Source organism: Peribacillus sp. NPDC097284 (assembly GCF_044761765.1).
GTDB lineage: Bacteria > Bacillota > Bacilli > Bacillales > DSM-1321 > Peribacillus.
Window position 1 is genome coordinate 1 of record NZ_JBIWCZ010000014.1, and the last position, 22,474, is coordinate 22,474.

Annotated in this window: 21 protein-coding genes and 1 pseudogene; 3 read left to right on the plus strand and 19 right to left on the minus strand. The window is 41.8% G+C overall.

Annotated elements, in window-relative coordinates; genetic code table 11:
• Positions 1–203: hypothetical protein (locus tag ACIQXU_RS18060; protein WP_402991452.1), on the plus strand; the 203-nt coding region annotated here is incomplete at its 5' end.
• A gap of 2 nt (positions 204–205) precedes the next feature.
• Here ACIQXU_RS18060 and ACIQXU_RS18065 read toward each other — a convergent pair.
• From ACIQXU_RS18065 to ACIQXU_RS18080, 4 genes are all read right to left on the minus strand, one after another.
• A complete protein-coding gene (locus tag ACIQXU_RS18065; protein WP_402867788.1) occupies positions 206–961 on the minus strand; it encodes a YjbA family protein in 756 nt (251 codons plus the stop codon).
• A gap of 108 nt (positions 962–1,069) precedes the next feature.
• Positions 1,070–1,837 (minus strand): DUF2268 domain-containing putative Zn-dependent protease, encoded by a 768-nt coding sequence (locus ACIQXU_RS18070; protein ID WP_402991455.1) that lies wholly within the window; start codon positions 1,835–1,837, stop codon positions 1,070–1,072.
• Positions 1,838–1,972: 135 nt separating this feature from the next.
• Positions 1,973–3,211 (minus strand): beta-ketoacyl-ACP synthase II, encoded by a 1,239-nt coding sequence (fabF, locus tag ACIQXU_RS18075; RefSeq protein WP_402867786.1) that lies wholly within the window; start codon positions 3,209–3,211, stop codon positions 1,973–1,975.
• Positions 3,212–3,251: 40 nt separating this feature from the next.
• The gene (locus ACIQXU_RS18080; RefSeq protein WP_402867785.1) at positions 3,252–4,187 is read right to left on the minus strand and encodes a beta-ketoacyl-ACP synthase III; all 936 of its coding nucleotides are present in this window, start codon (positions 4,185–4,187) and stop codon (positions 3,252–3,254) included.
• A gap of 196 nt (positions 4,188–4,383) precedes the next feature.
• Here ACIQXU_RS18080 and ACIQXU_RS18085 point away from each other — a divergent pair, with 196 nt between their 5' ends.
• The gene (locus tag ACIQXU_RS18085) at positions 4,384–4,617 is read left to right on the plus strand and encodes a hypothetical protein (protein WP_402867784.1); all 234 of its coding nucleotides are present in this window, start codon (positions 4,384–4,386) and stop codon (positions 4,615–4,617) included.
• A 39-nt stretch (positions 4,618–4,656) separates the two neighbouring features.
• Here ACIQXU_RS18085 and ACIQXU_RS18090 read toward each other — a convergent pair whose 3' ends face one another.
• From ACIQXU_RS18090 to ACIQXU_RS18100, 3 genes are all read right to left on the minus strand, one after another.
• A complete protein-coding gene (locus ACIQXU_RS18090; protein ID WP_402867783.1) occupies positions 4,657–4,839 on the minus strand; it encodes a ComZ family protein in 183 nt (60 codons plus the stop codon).
• Positions 4,840–5,131: 292 nt separating this feature from the next.
• On the minus strand, positions 5,132–5,974 hold the full coding sequence (locus ACIQXU_RS18095; protein ID WP_402991457.1) for a hypothetical protein: 843 nt from the start codon (positions 5,972–5,974) through the stop codon (positions 5,132–5,134).
• Between the two features lie 99 nt (positions 5,975–6,073).
• Positions 6,074–6,796, minus strand: coding sequence for a hydrolase (locus ACIQXU_RS18100; protein WP_402991462.1), 723 nt, complete (start codon positions 6,794–6,796; stop codon positions 6,074–6,076).
• 275 nt (positions 6,797–7,071) lie between these two features.
• Between ACIQXU_RS18100 and ACIQXU_RS18105 the strand changes: the two genes are divergently transcribed.
• Positions 7,072–7,263, plus strand: a complete 192-nt coding sequence (locus ACIQXU_RS18105) for a YjzD family protein (RefSeq protein WP_402867780.1) — start codon at positions 7,072–7,074, stop codon at positions 7,261–7,263.
• Between the two features lie 79 nt (positions 7,264–7,342).
• On the opposite strand, the gene clpB is transcribed toward ACIQXU_RS18105, so the two are convergent.
• The 12 genes and pseudogenes from clpB to ACIQXU_RS18165 all read right to left on the minus strand — a co-directional run bounded on the left by clpB (position 7,343) and on the right by ACIQXU_RS18165 (position 22,424).
• Entirely contained in the window at positions 7,343–9,931 is a 2,589-nt protein-coding gene (gene clpB / locus ACIQXU_RS18110; protein WP_402991467.1) for an ATP-dependent chaperone ClpB, read from the minus strand.
• Positions 9,932–10,233: 302 nt separating this feature from the next.
• A pseudogene (tnpA, locus tag ACIQXU_RS18115) lies at positions 10,234–10,630 on the minus strand (IS200/IS605 family transposase).
• 107 nt (positions 10,631–10,737) lie between these two features.
• A complete protein-coding gene (locus tag ACIQXU_RS18120; RefSeq protein ID WP_402867778.1) occupies positions 10,738–10,917 on the minus strand; it encodes a YjzC family protein in 180 nt (59 codons plus the stop codon).
• Between the two features lie 135 nt (positions 10,918–11,052).
• Complete coding sequence (gene argF / locus ACIQXU_RS18125) at positions 11,053–12,012, minus strand: ornithine carbamoyltransferase (RefSeq protein WP_402867777.1); 960 nt, start codon at positions 12,010–12,012, stop codon at positions 11,053–11,055.
• A complete protein-coding gene (locus tag ACIQXU_RS18130; RefSeq protein WP_402991470.1) occupies positions 12,009–15,128 on the minus strand; it encodes a carbamoyl-phosphate synthase (glutamine-hydrolyzing) large subunit in 3,120 nt (1,039 codons plus the stop codon). The genes argF and ACIQXU_RS18130 overlap by 4 nt, the downstream gene beginning before the upstream one ends.
• Positions 15,121–16,203, minus strand: coding sequence for a carbamoyl phosphate synthase small subunit (locus ACIQXU_RS18135; RefSeq protein WP_402867775.1), 1,083 nt, complete (start codon positions 16,201–16,203; stop codon positions 15,121–15,123). The genes ACIQXU_RS18130 and ACIQXU_RS18135 overlap by 8 nt, the downstream gene beginning before the upstream one ends.
• A gap of 84 nt (positions 16,204–16,287) precedes the next feature.
• A complete protein-coding gene (locus tag ACIQXU_RS18140) occupies positions 16,288–17,439 on the minus strand; it encodes an acetylornithine transaminase (RefSeq protein WP_402955847.1) in 1,152 nt (383 codons plus the stop codon).
• Entirely contained in the window at positions 17,436–18,209 is a 774-nt protein-coding gene (gene argB, locus ACIQXU_RS18145) for an acetylglutamate kinase (RefSeq protein WP_402991473.1), read from the minus strand. Before argB ends, ACIQXU_RS18140 begins: the two co-directional genes overlap by 4 nt.
• 13 nt (positions 18,210–18,222) lie before the next feature.
• Positions 18,223–19,455 (minus strand): bifunctional ornithine acetyltransferase/N-acetylglutamate synthase, encoded by a 1,233-nt coding sequence (gene argJ / locus ACIQXU_RS18150; protein WP_402991475.1) that lies wholly within the window; start codon positions 19,453–19,455, stop codon positions 18,223–18,225.
• A 19-nt stretch (positions 19,456–19,474) separates the two neighbouring features.
• A complete protein-coding gene (gene argC, locus ACIQXU_RS18155; RefSeq protein ID WP_402991478.1) occupies positions 19,475–20,509 on the minus strand; it encodes an N-acetyl-gamma-glutamyl-phosphate reductase in 1,035 nt (344 codons plus the stop codon).
• A 477-nt stretch (positions 20,510–20,986) separates the two neighbouring features.
• Positions 20,987–22,000: a GTP 3',8-cyclase MoaA gene (gene moaA / locus ACIQXU_RS18160; protein WP_402867770.1), complete on the minus strand. Its 1,014-nt coding sequence runs from the start codon at positions 21,998–22,000 to the stop codon at positions 20,987–20,989.
• 115 nt (positions 22,001–22,115) lie between these two features.
• Positions 22,116–22,424 carry a metal-sulfur cluster assembly factor gene (locus tag ACIQXU_RS18165; RefSeq protein WP_402867769.1) on the minus strand — a complete coding sequence of 103 codons (309 nt, stop codon included), beginning with the start codon at positions 22,422–22,424 and terminating at the stop codon, positions 22,116–22,118.
• Positions 22,425–22,474: the final 50 nt, after the last annotated feature.

Consider the following 22,474-nt stretch of genomic DNA (forward strand, 5'->3'; position numbering starts at 1 on the left):
GCTGCCATGAATTTAAAGAAGATGGCCAATTGGACATGGCAAGGTCCGAAAATAGCCTAACAAAGTGGGCTCGTAGAGACCTATATTCTAAATTTCGAGCGAAATTTCAAGAAAATATCAAAAAGGGGTCCGGAATGAAATCATTCCGGACCCCTTTTGTCGACAAACTGAGACGATCCGCAACGGATCGTCTTTTTTTGTGAACCTATAATATGGATGGACTATCGCCGGCTTCTACTTGCCAAAGTTTTTCGAAAAAGGGTTGCCCTTTCACTAAATTTTCACATAGCTGAAGGTGTTTTTCAGACCAACCTGTTTTCATTTCCTCATATAACTCAAGCCACGCTATCTGAAAGTCCATATCCTGAATGCTCTCATATTTCTCAGGAGCCCATTCAGTATACCAGTATCGAATTTCAGCCGTATTCTTTGCTGTGAATAACTGATCCATGGCCATGAAAAGGAGCTGTTTCAATTGCCTTTCTTTTCTTGTCAATCCATTCATAAATAAGGGCGATGGAGACAGAATATGATATTCTTTCTCGCTTTCAGGATTTTCCGTAAAAGTATAATCCATCTCTTCGTGATTTTCGATCATGTCATAAACAATTTGTTCCTGCCGAGGAATAATTCTGCTTTTCCGGATGGGAATATGGTAGCCTATTGTATCCACAGCAAGTATTCCATGTCCATCGGTCACGACAAAACAGTAGTCAAGCTGAATGCGTTCATGATTTTTCCTTGCATATGCTTTTTGGTAGACATCGTTCAGTAATGCCTTCGGTAATTCAGATAGGTCATTTTCTATGTAGTGAAACAAAGTTGTTGAAACTTTCATCAGAGGAACTTGATCTAGCAGTTCAATGCCATCATCCTTCCTCCATTCATGAAAATGACAAATATTATAACCATTTTCCTCTCCTTCAAACCAGTTAACCCATACATCATGAAGATATAACATTATCCATCCCTCACTTAAACAAATTTCTGTTTGTCAATCAGTATAGGCAGGAACCATACAATTTATTCCTATTTCAGAAAACAGATTTTGAAATAAAACACGTATAAATTAACTCTTTTCTGTTATGAATTCTTCAGATTGGATAGCAAAGGATTTTTTGACGGAGAAATTTTTGAATTGTTTCACTAAATGAAAACCACTGCAATACCCCAACATCTCCGGATACCCTTTTTTTCCCAGAAGAAGAGCATCATGTAGCGGATCCGTGCGTTTCTTGTTCAAGTTTTCTACTAGATAGCTGTCCCAAAACTGCTGGAGCTTTTCTTCTGAATATAATTGTGTCCATTTTGCCAGGTATTTCGTTCCTAAATACTTACCGACTGTCCTCTCGGCGAGTCCTTCCATGATCATTGTATCGAGTAGGGTATAGTTTTCTTCCGCCTTTTTTAAATGGTGCAAACGGCAGACGTGATGGTATTCGTGAATCAGCACTGCTTCCATCTCTTTTTCGGTTATTTCGATATCGTAAAAAAGAAATAATTTATCTTTAAAGGCCAATCCTGATTTACTCTCATTCGGTTGCTTCCTTCCAGAGGCTACGAGAGGAAAGATATAAATGGGGATATCGGGTCCCCCCCATAATTTCTTATAAGTTGTAAATAAACTTTGTGTTTTGACCCATACATTTTTTTGTTTCAGTTCATCGAAGGTTTTTTTCGTTTTTGGATTGGGCAGGTACATTCCATGGTTTTGTAAATGGCGGTAGATCATGTCTTCTTTAACCTGTTCATAGAATTCCCCTTTCAACTTCTTCATCATCTTAACCGGATGGTCAAAATCCTTTTCCATCCACTCATTAGTTGAAATAACTCCCATCCGTTTCGCCCCCACTACTTCATCCTCTTTTATTGTATGTTCCAAAAATGCTTAGTGATACATCATTCCCATTACTTATTCCCAACATAAAAAGAGCAAATCCCAAGATTTGCCCTTCCTCTTCATTACTCTTGATTATTGATATTTCTTGAATAGGATAGTGGCGTTATGACCGCCAAATCCTAATGAATTACTGATAGCTGCCTTAATTTCACATTCCCTTGCTTGATTTGGCACATAGTCCAAGTCACACTCAGGATCCGGTGTTTCTATATTGATGGTAGGGGGCAAGATGCTATCCCTGATTGCTTGAATCGTAAAGATGGCCTCTATACCACCTGCTGCACCCAGCATATGGCCTGTCATTGATTTGGTAGAGCTTAATGCTAGTTTAGAAGCATGCTCCCCAAATACTTCTTTGACCGCCATCGTTTCATATTTATCATTGTAAGGTGTGCTTGTACCATGGGCATTAACATATTGGATGTCTTCCGGTGTTAACCCTGCATCTTCAATCGCAATTTTCATTGCCCTTGCCCCACCTTCTCCACCAGGCGCTGGAGCCGTAATATGAAAAGCATCTCCGGTCGTTCCGTATCCAGCTATTTCAGCATAAATATACGCTCCGCGGTTTAACGCATGTTCTAACTCCTCAAGAATGATCACACCTGCTCCTTCCCCGATGACAAATCCATCACGGTTAGCATCAAATGGGCGGCTCGCCGTATTAGGATCTGGATTGGTGGATAGAGCTGTGTTCGCACAGAAACCAGCAACTGCCATTTTTGTAATCGGCGCTTCTGCACCACCAGTAATCATGGCATCGGCATCTCCACGCTGAATGGCCTTAAATGCATCACCGATGGAATTCGTTCCCGTTGCACAAGCCGTCACGGTGCAAGAGTTGATCCCTTTAGCGCCCAGTAAAATGGATACCTGGCCCGCTGCCATATCTGGTATCATCATGGGTACGAAAAATGGACTAACCCGCTTATAGCCCCTGTTCAAGAAATTTTCGTGCTGGGTTTCAAGTGTCTCAAGCCCACCGATTCCAGAACCGATCCAGACTCCTACCCGCGTTGCATTTTCATCCGTTATTTCTAATTTACTGTCATTTAAAGCCATGACTGAAGCGGCAATCGCATAATGCGTAAAACGATCCATTTTGCGTGCTTCTTTACGATTAATATATGTTTCGATATCAAAGTCCTTTATTTCTGCAGCCACTTTAGCAGGAAAATCATCAGCATTAAGACGAGTTAATGGTCCAATCCCTGATTTCCCCTCAATTATATTCTTCCATCCAGTTTCTGCATCATTTCCAACTGGAGAAATAGCTCCAATCCCTGTTACAACAACACGACGATTCGTCATTACAATGGCTCCTTCCTTTACTCAAATATTTCTTTTATTTTCATTTTCCCCATCTAAGGGCAATAGCTCCCCACGTGAGTCCTCCACCAAAACCAACCATGACGAGCAAGTCATCTTCTTTGATTCTACCTGCTTCCATTTCTTCCACAAGAGCAATTGGTATGGAAGCCGATGAAGTATTCCCATATTTATGAACGGTCTTTGTCATTTTTTCAACGGGTAGGCCCAAACGTTCTCTTGAAGCCTCCATAATTCGAATATTGGCTTGATGTGGGATTAGTAAATCCACATCCTCTTTGGTCAATCCTGCTTTATCCAATACATTCAGGCTGGATTCTCCCATTTGACGGACAGCAAATTTAAATACTTCTCGTCCATTCATCGTGATGAATTCCCCATCTTGGAATAGATGCTTAGCACCAGATCCATCTGCACCTAATTCAAAAGAAAGAATTCCCCTGCCTTCTGATACAGGTCCCACGACAGCAGCCCCAGCTCCATCCCCAAAAAGGACAGCGGTATTGCGATCATCCCAGTTAGTGATCTTGGATAGTTTCTCAACCCCAACAATCAATACATGCTTGTAAGCACCTGTCTTAATAAATTGCTGCGCCGTAATCATAGCATACATGAAGCCAGCACATGCTGCACTAACATCCATTGCAGCTGCTTTCTTCGCACCCAACATTTCCTGGATCATACAGGCGATGGAAGGAAAAGGCCGATCGGGTGTAACAGTTGCGACAAGGATTAAATCTATATCCTCAGCTGAAATGCCTGCATTATCTAAAGCAGCTTTTGCTGCGCCATAAGCCATATCGGAAGTTTCTGTTTCATCATTGGCTATTCTTCTTTGTTCGATACCTGTCCGAGTACGAATCCACTCGTCCGACGTATCCATGACTTTCTCTAAGTCCGCATTTGTGACGATTTTCTCGGGTAAGTAACGACCAAGCCCTAATATACCAGCATTCATTTCAGCCAACCCCTTATATTTTAATGAGTTATTATTATCATCTATTATTACCTGGTACTAATTTTATAGAAAAATACGCTTTCTTGCAAGAACTATCAGTTTGAAAGTCTAATTAATCTGCATCTTAAGTCGGACAAGGGCCTAATCCAAGGACGCAAGCGTGCATACATTATAGTAAAAGAAGGGAGGAATCACAATGGATATTTTTAATCGCAACAATCGAAGGAACCAGGACGATCCCTTTTCCAAAATGATGTTTGGCACGCGTAACAACGAGCCCGAAGAAGAACCTGAGAAAGAAGAGACCCAGATTGATTATATGCAATTGATGGCAAGCGTAGAGACATTAGTGGGTTTGTACGATCAATTTAAGCCTACCATCCAGAAAGTGAACCCCATCATTTCAAAGATGCTGAAAAAAGAAGAATAAACAGAAGGCTGCCCGATTATCCGGACAGCCTTCTCTTACTTAACGTTGGGCATCTTGTTTGCCAAGGTCATAAGCTTCTTGCATCACTTTCTTAAATAAATCCATGAATGGCTCTGCCATGTCCATTGAAAATGGAATCCCGCTTGCCTCTAACTTTGCTTTTGCTTCCGGGAAGTACTTCATAGCAATCCCCATAAATTCAAGGGTTTTATCTGAACTCATTTTTTTGCCTCCTTACCATACTTGGTCATTTTGAATGCACCATTAGTATCCTTTGATGACACTTGGAACATGATTCTACAAATGGGTATCCCATAAACCAAAAATCAGGTTCATTCTTATCATAATTCCCCAAAGTCCATTCGTAAAGCCGAAACTTGCCTGAATGAATATTCTTCATGCTATATGCCATCTTGAAAGTACAGAACAATTCCCAGGTACTAAGGTATGAGTTCCCCCTTCACTTTATGACTTTCTTGATTAATTCCACACATTGGGCACTCCTGGATAATGTTTAGTCCTTCTTATCGCGCATCCTCCACTTTGTAAGGAGGTTTAACCGTTTATTCTGCTCGATTTGCAAGGAGATGCCTTCCTCTGGACTCGTTTTATTAGGCACTTCATATACGGTTCCTTTCGTTGCCTTGATTGGAGATTGTGGGGGAAGTGAGTCGATCACCTCTTGTTTAAAAATGAGCTTGGCGCATGTATTCCAGTGGTCGTCAATGCTGCTTTTGAGGTGAAGGCTTCTATCAGTGGAAGAAAGGAGCTGTTCAAGACCCTCGATGAAATCGGCTATAAAAAGCGCATCCTCCCTGTATTCTGAAGCGAGTGTAGCTTGGATAGTTGATTGCTCTAGTTGGCTGATACCCGCTTCAAATCCCATGGTTGCTGGTTGCCAAGGACCATATATCGTCGGTAAATATACTGTTTTGACTGAATCGAAGCCTTCACAAGCGTTTAATACAGTCTGAAATCCTTCCGTATCAGCATCGATTGGAAGGAGCACCACAATTTTCAGGCTATTACCATGACCGTTTTTCTTGCATTTTTCAAGAAAAGAAACAATATCATTTATATGAAGATCCTTTAAAGCCGTTTTCCCTCTTCTACTATCATAAAAAGATAATAGAATGGTGAATGGCTCGGAAACATCCAATAACCGAAGTTTATTAATTGGCAGATAAGTAAAGTTAGCGTTACGCCCTATTTCTAGCTCCTTTTCTTCTATAATATATCGATTGGTCTTTGTATCCTCCCAATCAATTCCGATTACCTCTTCCCCCTGCCCCAACAAATATTGTGTCACATGAAAACCTACAAATTGATAAGCCCCAACAACAATATATGTCCCCATAAATACAGCCTCCCCTTATGCAATGGCTCGCTTATCCGTCACCGCAAGTTTTTTCGGATGCTGTATCGTATGCAAAGTACCGCGAAAATATATCCATTCTCATAAAGACTCTTCATTTTCATGAAAAAACTTCTGGATTTGATAAGGGATTTTATACCGTTTTTCTGCTAGCAAATAGGTTAAATGCAAATGGTCTTTCCTGGTTCTCTGAATCCTCCGATAAAATGAGGCTTGTTCTTTTCGAAAACTGCCGAAAACAAGAATCACCTTCACCGGTATATGCTCCGTGAATGCCTGCACATTGGAATCCAAAATTTCTTTCTCCATATCAGCTGGATCTACCTCATATGCTGCGGCTATTTCCGATAGCCACTTTTTATAAAAGAACTTATTATCCTTTTCTTTTTCCATTTGAACCTTCAAAGATAAAATCGGGTCAATGAGGACAACCGAACGGATTTGGCTTCCCATCTCTTTCATTAGTCTCAATGCCAGCAGGGCTCCTGTCCCCTCTGCAAGAACATGGATTTTCCGATTGACTATTTCATTTTTCATAAAGAGGATATATAACTTCAACGAAAGATCAAGAGCTTTGGGGCTCCCCCAGTTCGCCCCGTAAAAATTCGAGGAAAAAAGGGTGTAACCGGTTTGTTTCAAATATTCTAATATACGTAACCTACCCGGATGCTGAAGCCAAAAGCTACTGTCCTTATCTACAAAAGAACTTCGGTCCCCAATTACCATGACGGAAAATCCACTGGGTTGTTCTGGATAATAGACGATATTCCATTGGTCTTCGATTTGAAAAGTTCTCTGTTCCATCTAAACTAACTCCTTTTAGGAATATTACTATTAGTTAATTTATGTCGAGATATCAAAAGGGTAAGGGGGGACGCCTATCTTCGAGTCTTAAATTACTTTTCTCCATTAATTTTCAGGAATCATGCCTGCTGGATTCGTGACTGATATCGCCCGTCGTTCAAAAGACATGAAAGGGCAACGATGAATTATTTATCAGTTATTATGAAAAAGCCGTTTTAACTGTATATTAATTATGGTAAGATAAAAAAGACTGTAGTGGAATGAGGTGAAATTCGATGCGTTATGCTTGGACAATTCTTTGGACATTCGTATTAGTGCATATGCTTGTATATGTTGTTTCTTCCATGATCGGAGTTTCATACGATGCTACACAGGGAACAATTTTAGGACTTATTACGGCTGTTCTAGTTTGTATCATCCCTGCTGTTATGCCTGAAGGGCCATCAAAAGACTCACATCAACATTAAGAAGCAAAAGAGGACATCCTTTTAGGATGTCCTCTTTCATATACCGTTTTCAGCTATTTTCTAAACTAACTGCTTACATTTACCTCAAAACCAATCCCTCTTGGTCATAATCTATCGTCATACTTCCATGATCACCAATCGTCCCCGATATAATTTTACGGGCAATCATCGTTTCTAGATGCTTTTGGATAAAACGTTTCAATGGCCTTGCTCCGTATACTGGGTCATACCCTTGTTCAGCAATAAATTCCTTAGCGGCATCCGTCACACCAAGTGTGATATCTTGTTCAGTCAACCTTACTTGCAACTGTTGAATCATCTTTTCAACAATGCCGACAATCTCTTGTTTTGTGAGTGGCTTGAACAGAACGATATCATCCACACGATTTAGAAATTCAGGACGGAAATGTCCTCTTAACTCCGTGAAGACCTGCTCTTTTATTCCTTCTTCAATGGCTCCATCTTCTCGATTGGACTGAAGCAAGAAATGTGAACCGATATTGGAAGTCATAATGATCACCGTGTTTTTACAGTTGATCGTTCTACCTTGAGAGTCCGTGATCCTGCCATCGTCGAGCATTTGCAATAAAATATTGAAGACTTCCGGGTGAGCCTTTTCGATTTCATCAAGTAACACGACCGAGTACGGATTTCGCCTAATCGCTTCCGTCAACTGACCGCCTTCCTCAAACCCTACATATCCGGGAGGAGCCCCGACCAAACGGGAAACGGAATGTTTCTCCATGTACTCAGACATATCAATCCGTATCATATGTTCATCACTGTCGAATAGCGTCTCTGCCAACGCTTTGACCAATTCTGTTTTACCGACCCCTGTCGGTCCAAGGAAAATAAAGGAACCTATTGGTCTGTTTGGATCCTTGATCCCGGCTCTAGCCCGTAATACAGCATCCGATACAAGTTCCACCGCTTCCCCTTGACCGATTACCCGTTCATGAAGAATATCCGAAAGACGAAGCAATTTATCCCTTTCGCTTTCCACTAACTTACTTACCGGAATACCCGTCCATCTAGCAACGATTGAAGCAATTTCTTCCTCGGTCACTTCTTGGCGGAGCAAACGGGATTCCTGCTTCCCATTTTCCACCTCTTCTTCCATGGCCTCCAATTCCTTTTGAAGCTGTGGAATCTTCCCGTGTCGAAGTTCAGCTGCACGGTTCAGGTCATAGTCATTTTCCGCCTGTTCCAGCTCATGCTTTAACTTTTCAAGTTCTTCCCTTTGATCCTGGACTTTTTGAAGGGACGATTTCTCCATTTGCCATTTGGCTTTCATACTGGTAGCCTGATCCTGCAATTCCGAAAGTTCTTTTTGGAGTACCTCCAATCTTGCTTTGCTTTGAGCATCCTCTTCGTTTTTAAGGGCGGCTTCCTCTATCTCCAACGTCATGACTTTCCGCGTAATCGAATCAAGTTCCGCTGGCATCGAGTCGATTTCCATCCGGATCATTGCACAAGCCTCATCCACAAGGTCTATTGCTTTATCCGGTAAGAAGCGTTCCGTAATATAGCGATTTGATAGAACAGCTGCTGCCACAATGGATCGATCATGTATTCTGACCCCATGATGGACCTCGAACCTTTCCTTCAGACCACGCAAAATGGAAATGGTATCTTCTACGTCTGGCTCTGGAACGAGCACTTGCTGGAAACGCCGTTCAAGAGCGGGATCCTTCTCAATATACTTACGATATTCGTCAAGTGTGGTTGCACCAATGCAATGCAATTCACCACGCGCTAACATTGGCTTCAGCATATTTCCGGCATCCATTGCCCCTTCCGTTTTACCAGCACCGACAATGGTATGCAATTCATCGATGAATAATAGGATGTTCCCATCGCTCTTTTTCACTTCATTCAGAACCGCTTTCAGTCGTTCCTCAAATTCACCGCGAAACTTAGCCCCGGCAACCAACGCACTCATATCAAGCGAAAACACCGTTTTATCTTTAAGCCCTTCCGGTACATCTTTTCGGACAATTCGTTGGGCCAGACCTTCGACAATGGCCGTTTTACCAACACCAGGTTCCCCAATCAATACGGGGTTATTTTTTGTCTTACGTGACAAAATACGGATGACATTCCGGATCTCCGTATCACGGCCAATGACAGGATCCACATTCCCCGCCTTCACTTCAGCAACAAGATCTCTTCCATATTTTTTCAAAACTTCATATGTGTTTTCCGGATTTTGACTAGTCACTCTCTGATTCCCCCTTATCGTTTGGATAATTTGCCTCGCTTTCCCATAGTCGATCCCATAGTCCGCAAATAGCTTTCTTATGTTGGGTTTATCTTCTTTTAACAAAGCAAGCAAAATATGCTCAACTGATAGATACTCATCCTCCCAGCTCTTCATTTCCTTTTCAGCTGCCGACAGCACATTCTGAAGGGAATTCGACATATAAACTTGAGAGGTGCTTCCGCTCACTTGAGGCAACTTATTTATTTCTTTATTCATCTCCGTATCGAAATGACTGAGCGATTGATTCGTTTCCGACAAAATTCTAATGAGTAGGCTTTCATCCTGTGTCATCAGGGCTTTTAATAGATGAAGCTCGGTAAGTTCCGGGTTTTCCCTATCCTTGGCCAGCTCCTGCCCACTTATAAATGCCTGCTGGGTTCTTTCCGTCATCGTATTAAAATCCATCTTAAAACCTCCCATTCATTGTTTCCAAAAGAATGCTTATGATGTTTGACCAACTTTGACCTTTATATTTTAATTATACTGCTTATTATTCCCTTGTAAAGAAAAGTTATATGGGACATTGATAATTTCTGCTATTAACCCTTTACAACCCACCCTACCAGAGGGTTTATACAATCTGTTTACTCTAAAAGTTAAAAGTCAAAAGCAAAAAACCTCTCTTCAATCAAGAAGAAAGGCCAAATCATCCCGAAGAGCCTTTAATTGTACTACTTTTACTGGCCAGACCTTAAAAGGCCTTCCACTCACTTCCTTTTCTTTTTCTGTATTTCTTCACCTGTGAACGGATCTGCGACTATATCATCTTGTATCTGGTTCCGTATGTATTCTTCTATTACCTTTTTGTTTCGTCCAACTGTATCTACATAATATCCCGCCCACCAAAACTTTCGGTTTCCATACCTGTATTTCAAATTCGTATGACGGTCAAATATATTCAAACTACTTTCCCCTTTTAAATAACCCGCAAATGAAGATACACTTATTTTTGGTGGGATGCTCACGAGCATATGTACATGGTCTTTACATGCCGTTGCTTCAATGATTTCCACTCCTTTCCTTTCACATAGCGTGCGCCGACCGATATCCTTTTTTATCTTTCTTGTAAATCACTTGTCTTCTGTACTTCGGTGCAAATACGATATGATACTTACAATTCCAGGTAGAACCGTAGGCCTAGCCTAGGGTTTTCTTTTCTACAAAAAAAGCAGGAAAGGGAATGATCATCCTTTTCCTGCTTTTCCATTTCATTATGGCTTTCTTTGATAGGTCCATAGCCGGTTATGATTCGAAGTCTCAGGAAAGGTGTCCCCTGCTTCGAGCTTGACCATTTTCGGATTGACTACCATACTTCCTGTTTCACCGATTTCTACGTATGCCCCATTATTAGGTGCTTTTTGCCCTGGCTTAAATTGACGATTTTGCCCCATGTATTTCACCCCTTTACATGCTTTCCCTATTATTATTGCCACCTTTTTTTCTTTCATGACCGAAAATTTCAAAGGGGAAAAGAGGATGGTGGCAAAAGTAAAAAGCGCCTGCTATAGAGCAGACGCTTAAATTTATTATGATAGTAAATCTACGAGAACCGCCTTTTGGGCATGTAGACGGTTCCCCGCTTGATGGAATACGACCGAATTCGGCCCATCGATGACTTCTGCAGTCACCTCTTCTTCTCTATGAGCAGGTAAGCAATGCATGAATAGATAATCATTCTTTGCATGTTTAACAAGTTCACCGTTGATTTGATAGCCCTTAAACGCTTCTAAACGGATGCTATTCTCAATTTCTTGCCCCATGGAGGTCCATACATCCGAATATACGATATCTGCGTCCTTAATGGCTTCAACCGCTGAGGTCGTAACAGTTACTTCACAATTGTTTTCAGCTGCTACTTCCTTCGCGTAGGCAACGATTTCTTCGTCAGGCTTATACCCCTCCGGACATCCAATCGAGAAATTCATGCCCATTTTAGCGCAACCGACCATCAATGAGTTGGCTACATTATTCCCATCGCCAATGTAACTCATTTTTAATCCTTTCAATTTCCCTTTCAATTCTATGATGGTCAGGAAGTCCGCCATCACTTGGCTAGGATGTGCAAGGTCAGTCAACCCATTAATAACGGGAATGGTTGCATGATCAGCCAATTCCATGATTTTTTCATGCCCGAAAGTACGAATCATGATACCATCAATGTACTCGGAAAGGACTTTTGCCGTATCGGAAATGGGTTCTCCACGTCCGATTTGCAAGTCATTACTGCTCAAAAATAATGCATGGCCACCTAGCTGTAGCATTCCCACTTCAAAAGAGACCCGGGTACGAGTCGATGATTTTTCAAAAATCATCCCTAATGTCTTACCAGCTAAAGGTTTATATTCCTCGCCCGCTTGTAATTTGGCTTTTATATTTTGCGCCAACTCCAATAAAGCTGCAATTTCCTTTGATGTTGTTTCCTTCATCGTCAAGAAGTCTTTTCCACCCAAGATTTTCGAGTGCGACTGTGCCATCAGTGCATTCATACGTGTGACACCCCTTTCGAATAAGTTAGAAGCCATTCCTGCAATGAGGTAACGCTTGGATCCGCATGCTTCAGTGATTGCAAATACGCTTTAAATGTTTCCTCTTCTGAAAAGGCCAATAGTCTGTATTTGGCTGCTAATAACCGTAACTGCTTATCTTCATCCGTTGCTCCATAAGCCAAGACGACGGCTGCATTGCCTGCCTTTAGCCATTCGTCAAAGTCCGAATGGGTGATTTCCAAGTCGGCATCATGGATTAGCTTAAGTAGTCCTTCGCTTAATTGCGCTGATTTGGCTTGATACACACCTGTCGTATGTTTAGCCTTTTGAGCGTGAAATACTTTCGTTAACGCTTCTATCATGGTTTCCCCGATTGCGATGCCTTCCCCTGTGGACTTCATTTCCGGACCGACTTTTGAATCCAGTCCACTTAAAGCAAAGGTTGAGAATACTGGATATTTAACGACCGAATACGGAATATCTTCCATTAATCCTGTTTTTTCAACCAAATTTGCTAAAGAATATTTCCCAAGCAATATTTTTGTCGCCATTTGCACTAATGGAACGTTCGTGACTTTACTGATGATTGGAATCGTACGGCTAGCACGCGGATTTACTTCCAGTACATATACATCACTGCCATCAATGACGAATTGGATATTCATGAGTCCTTTATATCCAAGCTCTCTCACAAGCTTTTCTGCATAAATGGTCATTTTCCCCTTAATATCATCCGATAAGGACTGTGAAGGCAGTAAAGCCAGGCTATCTCCTGAATGAACCCCTGCTTTTTCAACATGTTCGGCTACGATTGGGATATAAACTTCCTTACCATCCGCAATCAAATCGATTTCTGCTTCCTTACCAGGAATATAAGAATCGATCAATACGGGATACACAAGTTCTGCACCATTTTCGATTCGGTTCAACAAACTTTCCTTTGAACGGATGATTTCCATTCCTTGTCCACCGATGACATAGGATGGACGCAACAGAACAGGGAAGCCGATTGTTTCAGCACTTTCAACGAGCTGTTCCACACTATCAGCCATTGTTCCTGGCACATGCGGAATGTCCAGCTTTTGTAACAGTTGATAAAAACGATCGCGATCTTCTAACTGATCAAGCATGTCAAATGAAGTACCAAGCAAATTGATTCCGTAGTCTTCCAATCCTTTAGCCAGATTGATAGCAGTCTGACCGCCAAACTGGACAATGACATCCTCAATATTTTCCGCTTCAATGACGTTCAAGACATATTCCAGAGTTAAAGGCTCAAAATACAAACGGTCTGCTGTCGCAAAATCTGTACTGACCGTTTCGGGGTTATTATTGATCATGACCGTTTCCACATTTTCACCTTGAAGGGCATAAACGCCATGAACGGAACAGTAATCGAATTCGATGCCTTGACCGATTCGGATTGGCCCGCTGCCAATCATCAGGACTTTTTTCTTATCTGTTTTTTGCTGTTCATTTTCTCCAAAATAAGTCGAATAATGATAGTTCGTATGTGAGTCGAATTCGGCTGCACATGTATCCACCGTCTTGTAAACGGCTGATATGCCCAGTGTTTTACGAAGTGCCCTCACGTCGAATTCACTTATATTCCATACGGAGGCAAGGTAGCGATCTGAAAAGCCCTTCTCCTTGTAAAGCTGCATCTCTTCCTTGTTGACCAATTCAGCAGTCTTGGAAGAGATATCCTTTTCTTTCTCGATTAGCGAAGCGAAAGAGTGAAGGAAATAGTAATCTATAGCGGTTGCTTCATGGATTTCCTCCATCGTCACACCTTTACGAAGCATTTCAAAAATGACAAAGATTCTTTCATCCGATTTCTCGGCAAGCTTTTCCCAAAGCTCGGATACTGACTTATCCTTTAATGACAGGAGCTGAAGCCCGTTTGTCTTTAATTCCAATGAATCAATAGCCTTTTGTACTCCGCCTTCGAAATTGCGATGCAGGGCCATTACTTCTCCTGTCGCTTTCATCTGTGTGCCCAATTTACGGTGTGCCGTCTTGAATTTATCGAATGGCCAACGCGGGAACTTAACTGCTACATAATCCAACGCCGGTTCAAAGCTTGAATACGTGCTCTTCGTTACTGGGTTGATGATTTCCGATAAATGATAGCCGACAGCCAGTTTTGCAGCGATACGGGCAATTGGATACCCGGTCGCTTTGGAAGCCAATGCAGAAGAACGACTGACACGCGGATTCACTTCAATCAAATAATATTGTTTACTGTTAGGATCAAGTGCAAATTGAATATTGCAGCCCCCGATAATCCCTAAAGCGGAAATGATTTTAATGGAGGCAGAACGTAGCATTTGAAACTCATCATCAGACAATGTCTGTGATGGTGCAACCACGATCGAATCACCTGTGTGAATACCGACTGGATCAATATTTTCCATATTACAGATGGTGATGCATGTATTGTTTCCATCACGCATGACCTCATATTCGACTTCCTTAAAGCCCGCGATGCTTCGTTCAATCAAGCATTGAGTAATCGGGCTTTCCTGAAGACCACCCCGAACAAGTTCTTTGAAAACCTCCATGGATTCTGCGATTCCACCACCGGTTCCGCCTAGTGTGTAGGCTGGTCTGATGATGATGGGAAAGCCAATTTCCTCAGCAAAAGCTACCGCCTCTTCCAAAGTATGGACAATCTTACTGTCCGGCACTGGCTCATCTATTTCAAACATTAGTTGACGGAACAGCTCACGATCTTCTCCCTTTTTGATGGAGTCAATCGGTGTTCCTAGTAATTTGACATTATATTTTTCAAGAATCCCAGCATCATCTAACTGATAGGCAAGATTCAATCCCGTTTGACCGCCTAAAGTGGCAAGCAAGCCATCTGGTTTTTCTTTGGCAATGATTTTTTCCAGTACATCCACCGTCAACGGTTCGAAATAGACGGCGTCCGCGTTCATTTCGTCCGTCATTATGGTTGCCGGATTGTTATTGACAAGAATGACTTTATAGCCTTCCTCTTTTAAGGCGAGGCAGGCTTGTGTTCCTGCATAGTCAAATTCAGCGGCCTGCCCGATGACGATTGGCCCTGAACCAATTACTAATATGGTCTGTATCGTGTTGTCTTTAGGCATATGCTTTTTCTCTCCCGCTATAATCATTTATCATTTGTAAAAAGTCGTGGAACAACAGTGAACTTTCAACCGGTCCTGGATTTGCTTCAGGATGGTATTGAGTTGTGAAAATTGGAAGGTCTTTATGCATAAGGCCCTCAACGGTATGATCATTTACATTACGGAACCGGACTTGAAGCGATGTTCCTTCTAAACTTGGTTCATCCACTTCATAACTATGGTTTTGTGAACTCATATAAACCCTTTTCGTTTTCAAATCGACCACGGGCTGGTTCGCACCTCGGTGCCCAAACAGCATCTTTTTCGTATTGCCCCCAAAAGCAAGTGCGGTCAATTGATGACCTAGGCAAATGCCCATGGTAGGAAAATTCGAAATGATTTTCTTTATATTATCCAACAGATATTCAAGCTGTTTTGGATCCCCAGGCCCATTTGAAAGCAAAATGCCATCCGGTTTCAATTTCACGATCTGTTCGAATTTCGTATCGAAGGGAACGACTGTAACATGGCACCCCTGCTCGATCAATGAAGTTAAAATGGATTTTTTATAGCCAAAGTCCATCAATACAATATGCTTGCCGCCTTCTCCATATTCCTCATATTGTTTCGTGGAAACTACAGCGACATGTGCGGCTATACCATCGAGCTTGGATTCGAAGGTATAGTTTTCATTCATGGAGATCGCCGCTTGCATGGAACCTTCTTGACGGATATTCTTGACGACAGCCCTTGTATCCACATGACTCAATAGAGGAATATTCCATTTATCCAAATACTCAGCAAGTGAATATTCGGCTTGATAATGTGAATGATTCATAGTGCCTTCATACACAATAACGCCAGCCACATGAGGCTTCTTACTTTCGAAATCGAATGGATTGATTCCGTAATTCCCAATTAAGGGATACGTAAAGATGACGATTTGATCTTTATAGGACGGATCAGTCAATACTTCCTGATATCCGGTCATTCCGGTAAAAAAGACAATCTCTCCAGTAATTGTTTTCTGAGTCGATTTAGTTAACAGATTCCCTTCGAATACAGAACCATTTTCTAAGCATAAATAATTTTTCATGTTTTTCACCTCTTAGGTAGATGATGTATATTTATATACATAGTAGCATAATTATTCATTTCATTCTATAAAAATTCAAATAATTTAGATTATTTGTTTTGTTGCCACTGCACTTTTAATTTTCACGATTGCCTGATCTATTTCTGATTGATTCACCGTAAGCGGTGGAAGCAAGCGAAGTACGTTCGGCCCGGCACTCAATAGAAGTAGACCTGCCTCTTGCATCTCCAATATAAAGCCCTGGACTTCCTGTTTGCATTCAATGCCAATCATCATCCCAAGACCCCGGACTTCTATTACATCGTCAAGATCCTCTAACGCCTTGGTCAATTCACTTTTCAGATACTCAGCTTTTTCCTCTGCTTCTTTTAAGAAATCCGGTTGGAATATTTCAGTTAGAACCGCTTCGGCAGCTGCGACACTCACTGGGTTTCCTCCAAAAGTGGACCCATGGCTTCCAGGACCAAAGAATTCCGCCAATTCCCTTTTACCTATCATTGCCCCGATAGGGAGTCCGTTTCCAAGCCCTTTGGCCGAAGTAAGGATATCTGGCTGGATATCGAAATGAAGGAAAGCGAATGGCTTAGCTGTCCGGCCAATTCCCGTTTGAATTTCATCAACGATAAGAAGGGCTCCATGTTTTTTACATGCGGCAGCAATTGCATCCAAATAAGCTTGCTGAACAACATGAATACCACCTTCCCCTTGAACGATTTCAATCATGACCGCTGCCGTGTCTCCGTCTACTGCGGCGGCTAAAGCGTCGTTATCATTAAAAGGAACATATTCAAAAGAGTTTAACATCGGGCCGAAACCTTTCTTGATCTTATCTTGCCCGGTTGCTGCCATTGTTGCGAAAGTACGCCCATGAAATGATTGTAAACAAGTGACGATCTTACTTCTCCCTGTCGCTTTACGGGCAAGTTTAATTGCTGCCTCATTTGCTTCCGCACCGCTGTTGGCAAAGAAAACGTGGTCCAATCCCGATGCTTCTGCCAGCATGCCCGCAACCCTTTCCTGTGCAGAGCTCTGGAACATATTCGATACATGCCAATACTTATTCAACTGCTGAGTAACGGCATTCTTCACTTTTTCGTGACAATGACCAAGATTCAGCACTCCAATTCCTGATGTAAAGTCCAGATACTCTTTCCCATTCTTACTCATTAACTTCGTACCGTTCGCTGTTTCTGGTTCTATGTCCCATCTTGCATACGTTGGAAATAAAGAACTCATTTGAATACCCCTTCTTTCTGTAAAAATTTCGTACCGATGAACTGTCCATCCTCGTAGAAGATCTCTTTTCCACTTACAATCATCACTTCTTCGACGCCCTTATTCAACACGGATAATGCAGTCTTTACCTTTGGAATCATTCCTCCATATATACTGCCATCTGTAATTAAATCTTGCGTCTCCGATTCGGTCAGCTTTTCGATGACTTGATGATTCTTCATTACCCCTTTAACATCTGTTACAAATAAACACATGGCCGCCGAAAGGGCTTTCGCCACTGAACCTGCAGCCATATCGGCATTCACATTCAGTTTATTTCCATCTTCTGTAGAGGAGATAGGCGTCAACACTGGGCAGAAGCCTTTGTCGAAAAACAATTCCAATAGTTCTGTATCGACCTGATGAATTTCACCGACAGCCCCTAGTTTTTCTTTATCAATGAACTCACCGGTCAGGATGCCGCCATCCGATCCATTGAGGCCAACTGCTTTGATTCCGTGTTCTTCCAACTTGTGTACAAGGCAACGATTAGATTTACCTGCCAGCATCAGTTCAACCACTTCCAGCACGTCTGATGTCGTTTTTCTTAACCCATCTTCGAATACTGGTTCAATTTCAAATTTCTCAAGCATCGAATTGATATCCGGACCGCCTCCATGAACGAAGACGATTTGATACCCACGGCTTTGTAGTTCTTTTATACTCGTAAAAAATGATTCGGATAACTCATTAATAATGCTGCCGCCGCATTTGATGACTAAAGTGTCCACCCATTCATCCCCCTTATGATCGATAGCTCCCATTAATTTTCACATAATCATAGGTTAGGTCGCAGCCCCATGCCGTACCCGATTCGTTCCCATCCTGTAAATAGACATTAATCGTTATACTCTTATTTTCTAAATAGGCTTTCGCCTCTTCTTCAGAAAACTGTACAGGTTCGCCATCCTTCAGGACTACGATATCACCAAAGGCGATCGTTGTTTGTGTAGGTTGAAAGGCCACTCCGCTTCTTCCCATGGCCGCGATAATGCGACCCCAGTTAGCGTCAGAGCCAAACGCTGCGGTTTTCACTAAATTTGAACCCACAATCGTTTTTGCCATCATCTGTGCATCTGTTTTCTCATTCATTCCATGGACATTGACTTCGATTAGCTTCGTAGCCCCTTCTCCATCTTTTGCAATTTGCTTAGCAAGGTTTTCAGAGGTCTGTTTTAATAAATTCAAGAAGACGGACCATTCCGGGTGTGCTTTGGATAATGGTTCATTGCCTGCTTCTCCATTTGCCAAGACCAGAACCATGTCGTTCGTGGAGCTATCACCATCAACTGTGATTTGATTGAAGGTATCGTTGGTTATGCTAGATAACGCCTGCTGTAAATCGGCTGGTTCAATGGCTGCATCCGTTGTAATGAATCCAAGCATCGTAGCCATGTTAGGATGAATCATCCCCGACCCTTTCGCTGCACCGCCCATTTTTACGGCCTTGCCGTCAATGACCGTTTCATACCCACAGCTCTTCGTGACGATATCCGTCGTCAAAATAGCGGTACCAAAGTCTTCTGCGGCTTCCGGTGTATCAGCTATCTCGAGTAAATCTATTCCCTTTTCGATTTTTTCCATATCCAAGTACTCACCGATGACTCCCGTTGAAGCCACAGCAAAAGCATGATCTTCCAACCCGAACTTTTGTGCCGTAAGCTTTCGCATTTCAAGCGCATCCTTTAGCCCTTGCTTTCCAGTGCATGCATTCGCGCAGGCACTATTCACGACGATGCCATGAAGTTTGCCGGTAACGGAAATACTGTCTTTCGTCACATCGATTGGGGCCGCCTGAACGATATTCTGTGTATAAACGGCAGCAGCTGAGGCTGTGACGTCCGAGAAAATGACGCCAATATCTTTTTTGGAGTAACGTAAACCTGCATGAACGCCTGATGCTTTAAATCCTTGTGGAATTAAGATGTTTCCTTTTTCAATTTGTTTGATTGTTTCAACTGGCTGTAATGTATTCATTATTTCCCTCCAAGAAATTTTATGGATAAAGCGGGGTGTTCCATAATCCTGTTGTTTCTTCAATCCCCATTAAAAGATTTGCATTTTGAATGGCCTGCCCAGCAGCGCCTTTCACTAAATTATCAATGACCGAAACAATCGTTGCCCTTCCTGTTCTTTCATCATAAGCGACACCTATATCGCAAAAATTCGAACCATATACTTGTTTTGTAGAAGGAAAGTGATCTAGCGGCTGTATTCGAACAAATGGATGTTTATCATAAATGGTTTCATATAAATCCCTTAATTCGGCCGTTGAAGTTTGCCGGTTTAGTTTAACGTACATTGTGGCCATGATCCCTCTCGTCATCGGGACAAGATGGGTGTTAAAAGATATCGGCTGTAAACCTTTCGACCAGCGTCCAAGCTGTTGCTCAATTTCCGGTATATGTTGATGCTGGTTCACCTTGTATATTTTGAAATTTTCATTCATTTCACTATAATGCGTTACGACCGAAGGAGACTTCCCTGCCCCGGACACCCCTGATTTTGCATCGATAATTACATCTGAACCTGTAGCCCATCCTTCCGTAAATAAAGGGGCAAGGCCAAGCAATGTAGCGGTGGGGTAACAACCTGGGTTTGCAATAATAGTGGATTGCCTGATTTCCTCGGCATTCCATTCTGCTAGACCGTATATAGCTTTTTCAAGGATGGATTGAGGGGCAGCCTCTTTTTTATACCAACGTTCATATTCTCCTGGAGTTTGAAGCCTGAGGTCCCCTGACAAATCGATTACTTTCAAGTCAAGATCAGAAAATTGCGAAATCAGTTGTGAGGAAACACCTGAAGGCGTAGCGAGAAAAACAATATCAGATTTTTTTGCGATTTTTTCCGGATCAATGGCTTCCAATTTATCTTTCATATGCATTAAATGCGGATTTTCTTCATGGATACTCCGACCAAATTGGGATGAAGTATGCAATGATTCTATTTGTAAATGAGGATGATTAGTCAGGAACCTTATTAGCTCCAATCCACCATATCCTGTAGCTCCGACAATTGAAACGTTCATAAAACCACTCCTATATTCTAGTCCCTGTCATTCTTTGATTCTATTATTATATGATTGAATAAAAATAAAATCAAATGTATTTTTATAAAATTATTAAATTATATACAAAATTCTATCTTTTGCTACTATTCTTTGATATATTTTTTCCATTCACAGCCCATTTATGAACAACGTCTTTGATTTAACCCTTTCTTGTTGCTAAAATCACCAGTAGTTCATTCATTGCCTTGTTTATTCATTTCACAACCTCCATATCCGTCCCCCGACAACCAGCAATTATATGCCTACAACATGAAAAGGTTGCGGGGATATCGACCGTATCCATCCAATTGTATTGATCCAGGGACCATTTAATATCTTGTTCCATCATATACATGCATAAAACCCGTATAATTTATTCATTAACCAAACGATGCACATACAAAAAAATACGGGATGGCATCTGCCATCCCGTATTTTTAACTTGTCCTTTAAAAATCAACCACCAATAAAGGACATTTCTATTTTTTCTTGTTTTTTCAAAGTGCCCGCTACCCTCTCGTCCGAATAACGGTCATCTCGATGATTCCAAATCGATATGATGTGGTCTGTTAATTCTTCATCCGACATCTCTGAACGAACCAATGACTTCAAGTCATGGCCTTTCCCATTAAATAAGCAAGTATATATGCTACCGTTTGCAGAGAGACGTGCACGCGTGCAACTTGAACAGAATGATTCCGAAACCGACGTGATGAATCCTACTTCAGTTGTTGTTCCTTTATAACGGAAACGCTTAGCAACTTCCCCAAAGTAATCTTCTTCCACAGGTTCCAATTCGAATTCTTGCTGTAGCATCTCGAGCAGTTCCTTTTTCGTTACCACATTTTTTAGTTGCCAACCATTTGTATGGCCAACATCCATATATTCTATATATCGCAGTTGAATGCCTTCCTGTTTGCAAAAACGAGCCATTGGCAGGATTTGAGATTCATTCGTTTCTTTTTTCACCACCATATTGACCTTGACGCCAAGTCCTGCCTTTTTAGCAGCGGCGATGCCTTCCAGAACCGGTTTTATCCCGATATTTCTGCCATTCATCTTTTTAAACAACTCGTCATCCAGACTGTCTAGGCTGATGTTCACTCGTTGTAAACCTGCTGCCTTTAAATCGGCCGCATGCTTCTTCAGGAACACGCCATTGGTGGTCAACCCTATATCTTCTATTCCTTCAATCAAGACAAGTTCGGAAATAAGCGTGGTAAGATTTCTGCGTAACAGCGGTTCCCCGCCCGTCAACCTTAACTTCTTCACACCTAAGTTTGCGAATATTTTAGAGATCCTTATAATTTCTTCATATGATAAAAGCTCGCTCTTCGGGAGGAACTGGAAATTCTCATGAAAAATTTCAGCCGGCATACAATATTGACAACGGAAGTTGCAACGATCGATGACGGAAATTCTCAAATCTCTTAATGGCCTATCTAAAGAATCTTTTATTTGACTGGTCAATTAACCACTCCTAGCCCTCATGTATTAGAAAAAGCCAAGCCAATAAAAAGCTGGTCCACAAAATGCGGATTCACCGTTTTTTGACTGGCTCTCTATTCATTCTTTTACATGGAATTTATTTTATGCCTAATGCGATTTTTGCATATCTGGACATGCGGTCCTTGGACCATGGTGGACTCCACACAATTTGCACGTCCGTTTCTTTCACTTCCGGAATATCTTCAAGCACCAATTTCACTTGATCGACGATTGTACCAGCTAATGGGCAGCCCATAGCCGTCAAGGTCATCTTCACAGTCGTTAGTCCTGCCTCGTCCATATCCACATCATATACCAAGCCCAGATTGACGATATCTATTCCAAGCTCCGGGTCAATAACCTGTTCCAAAGCTCCCATAATAATGTCTTTTGTATCTTGATCCATCCTAATCACTCCTTTTATAATCAATTATCCCCGTCATTCATACCGGGTGC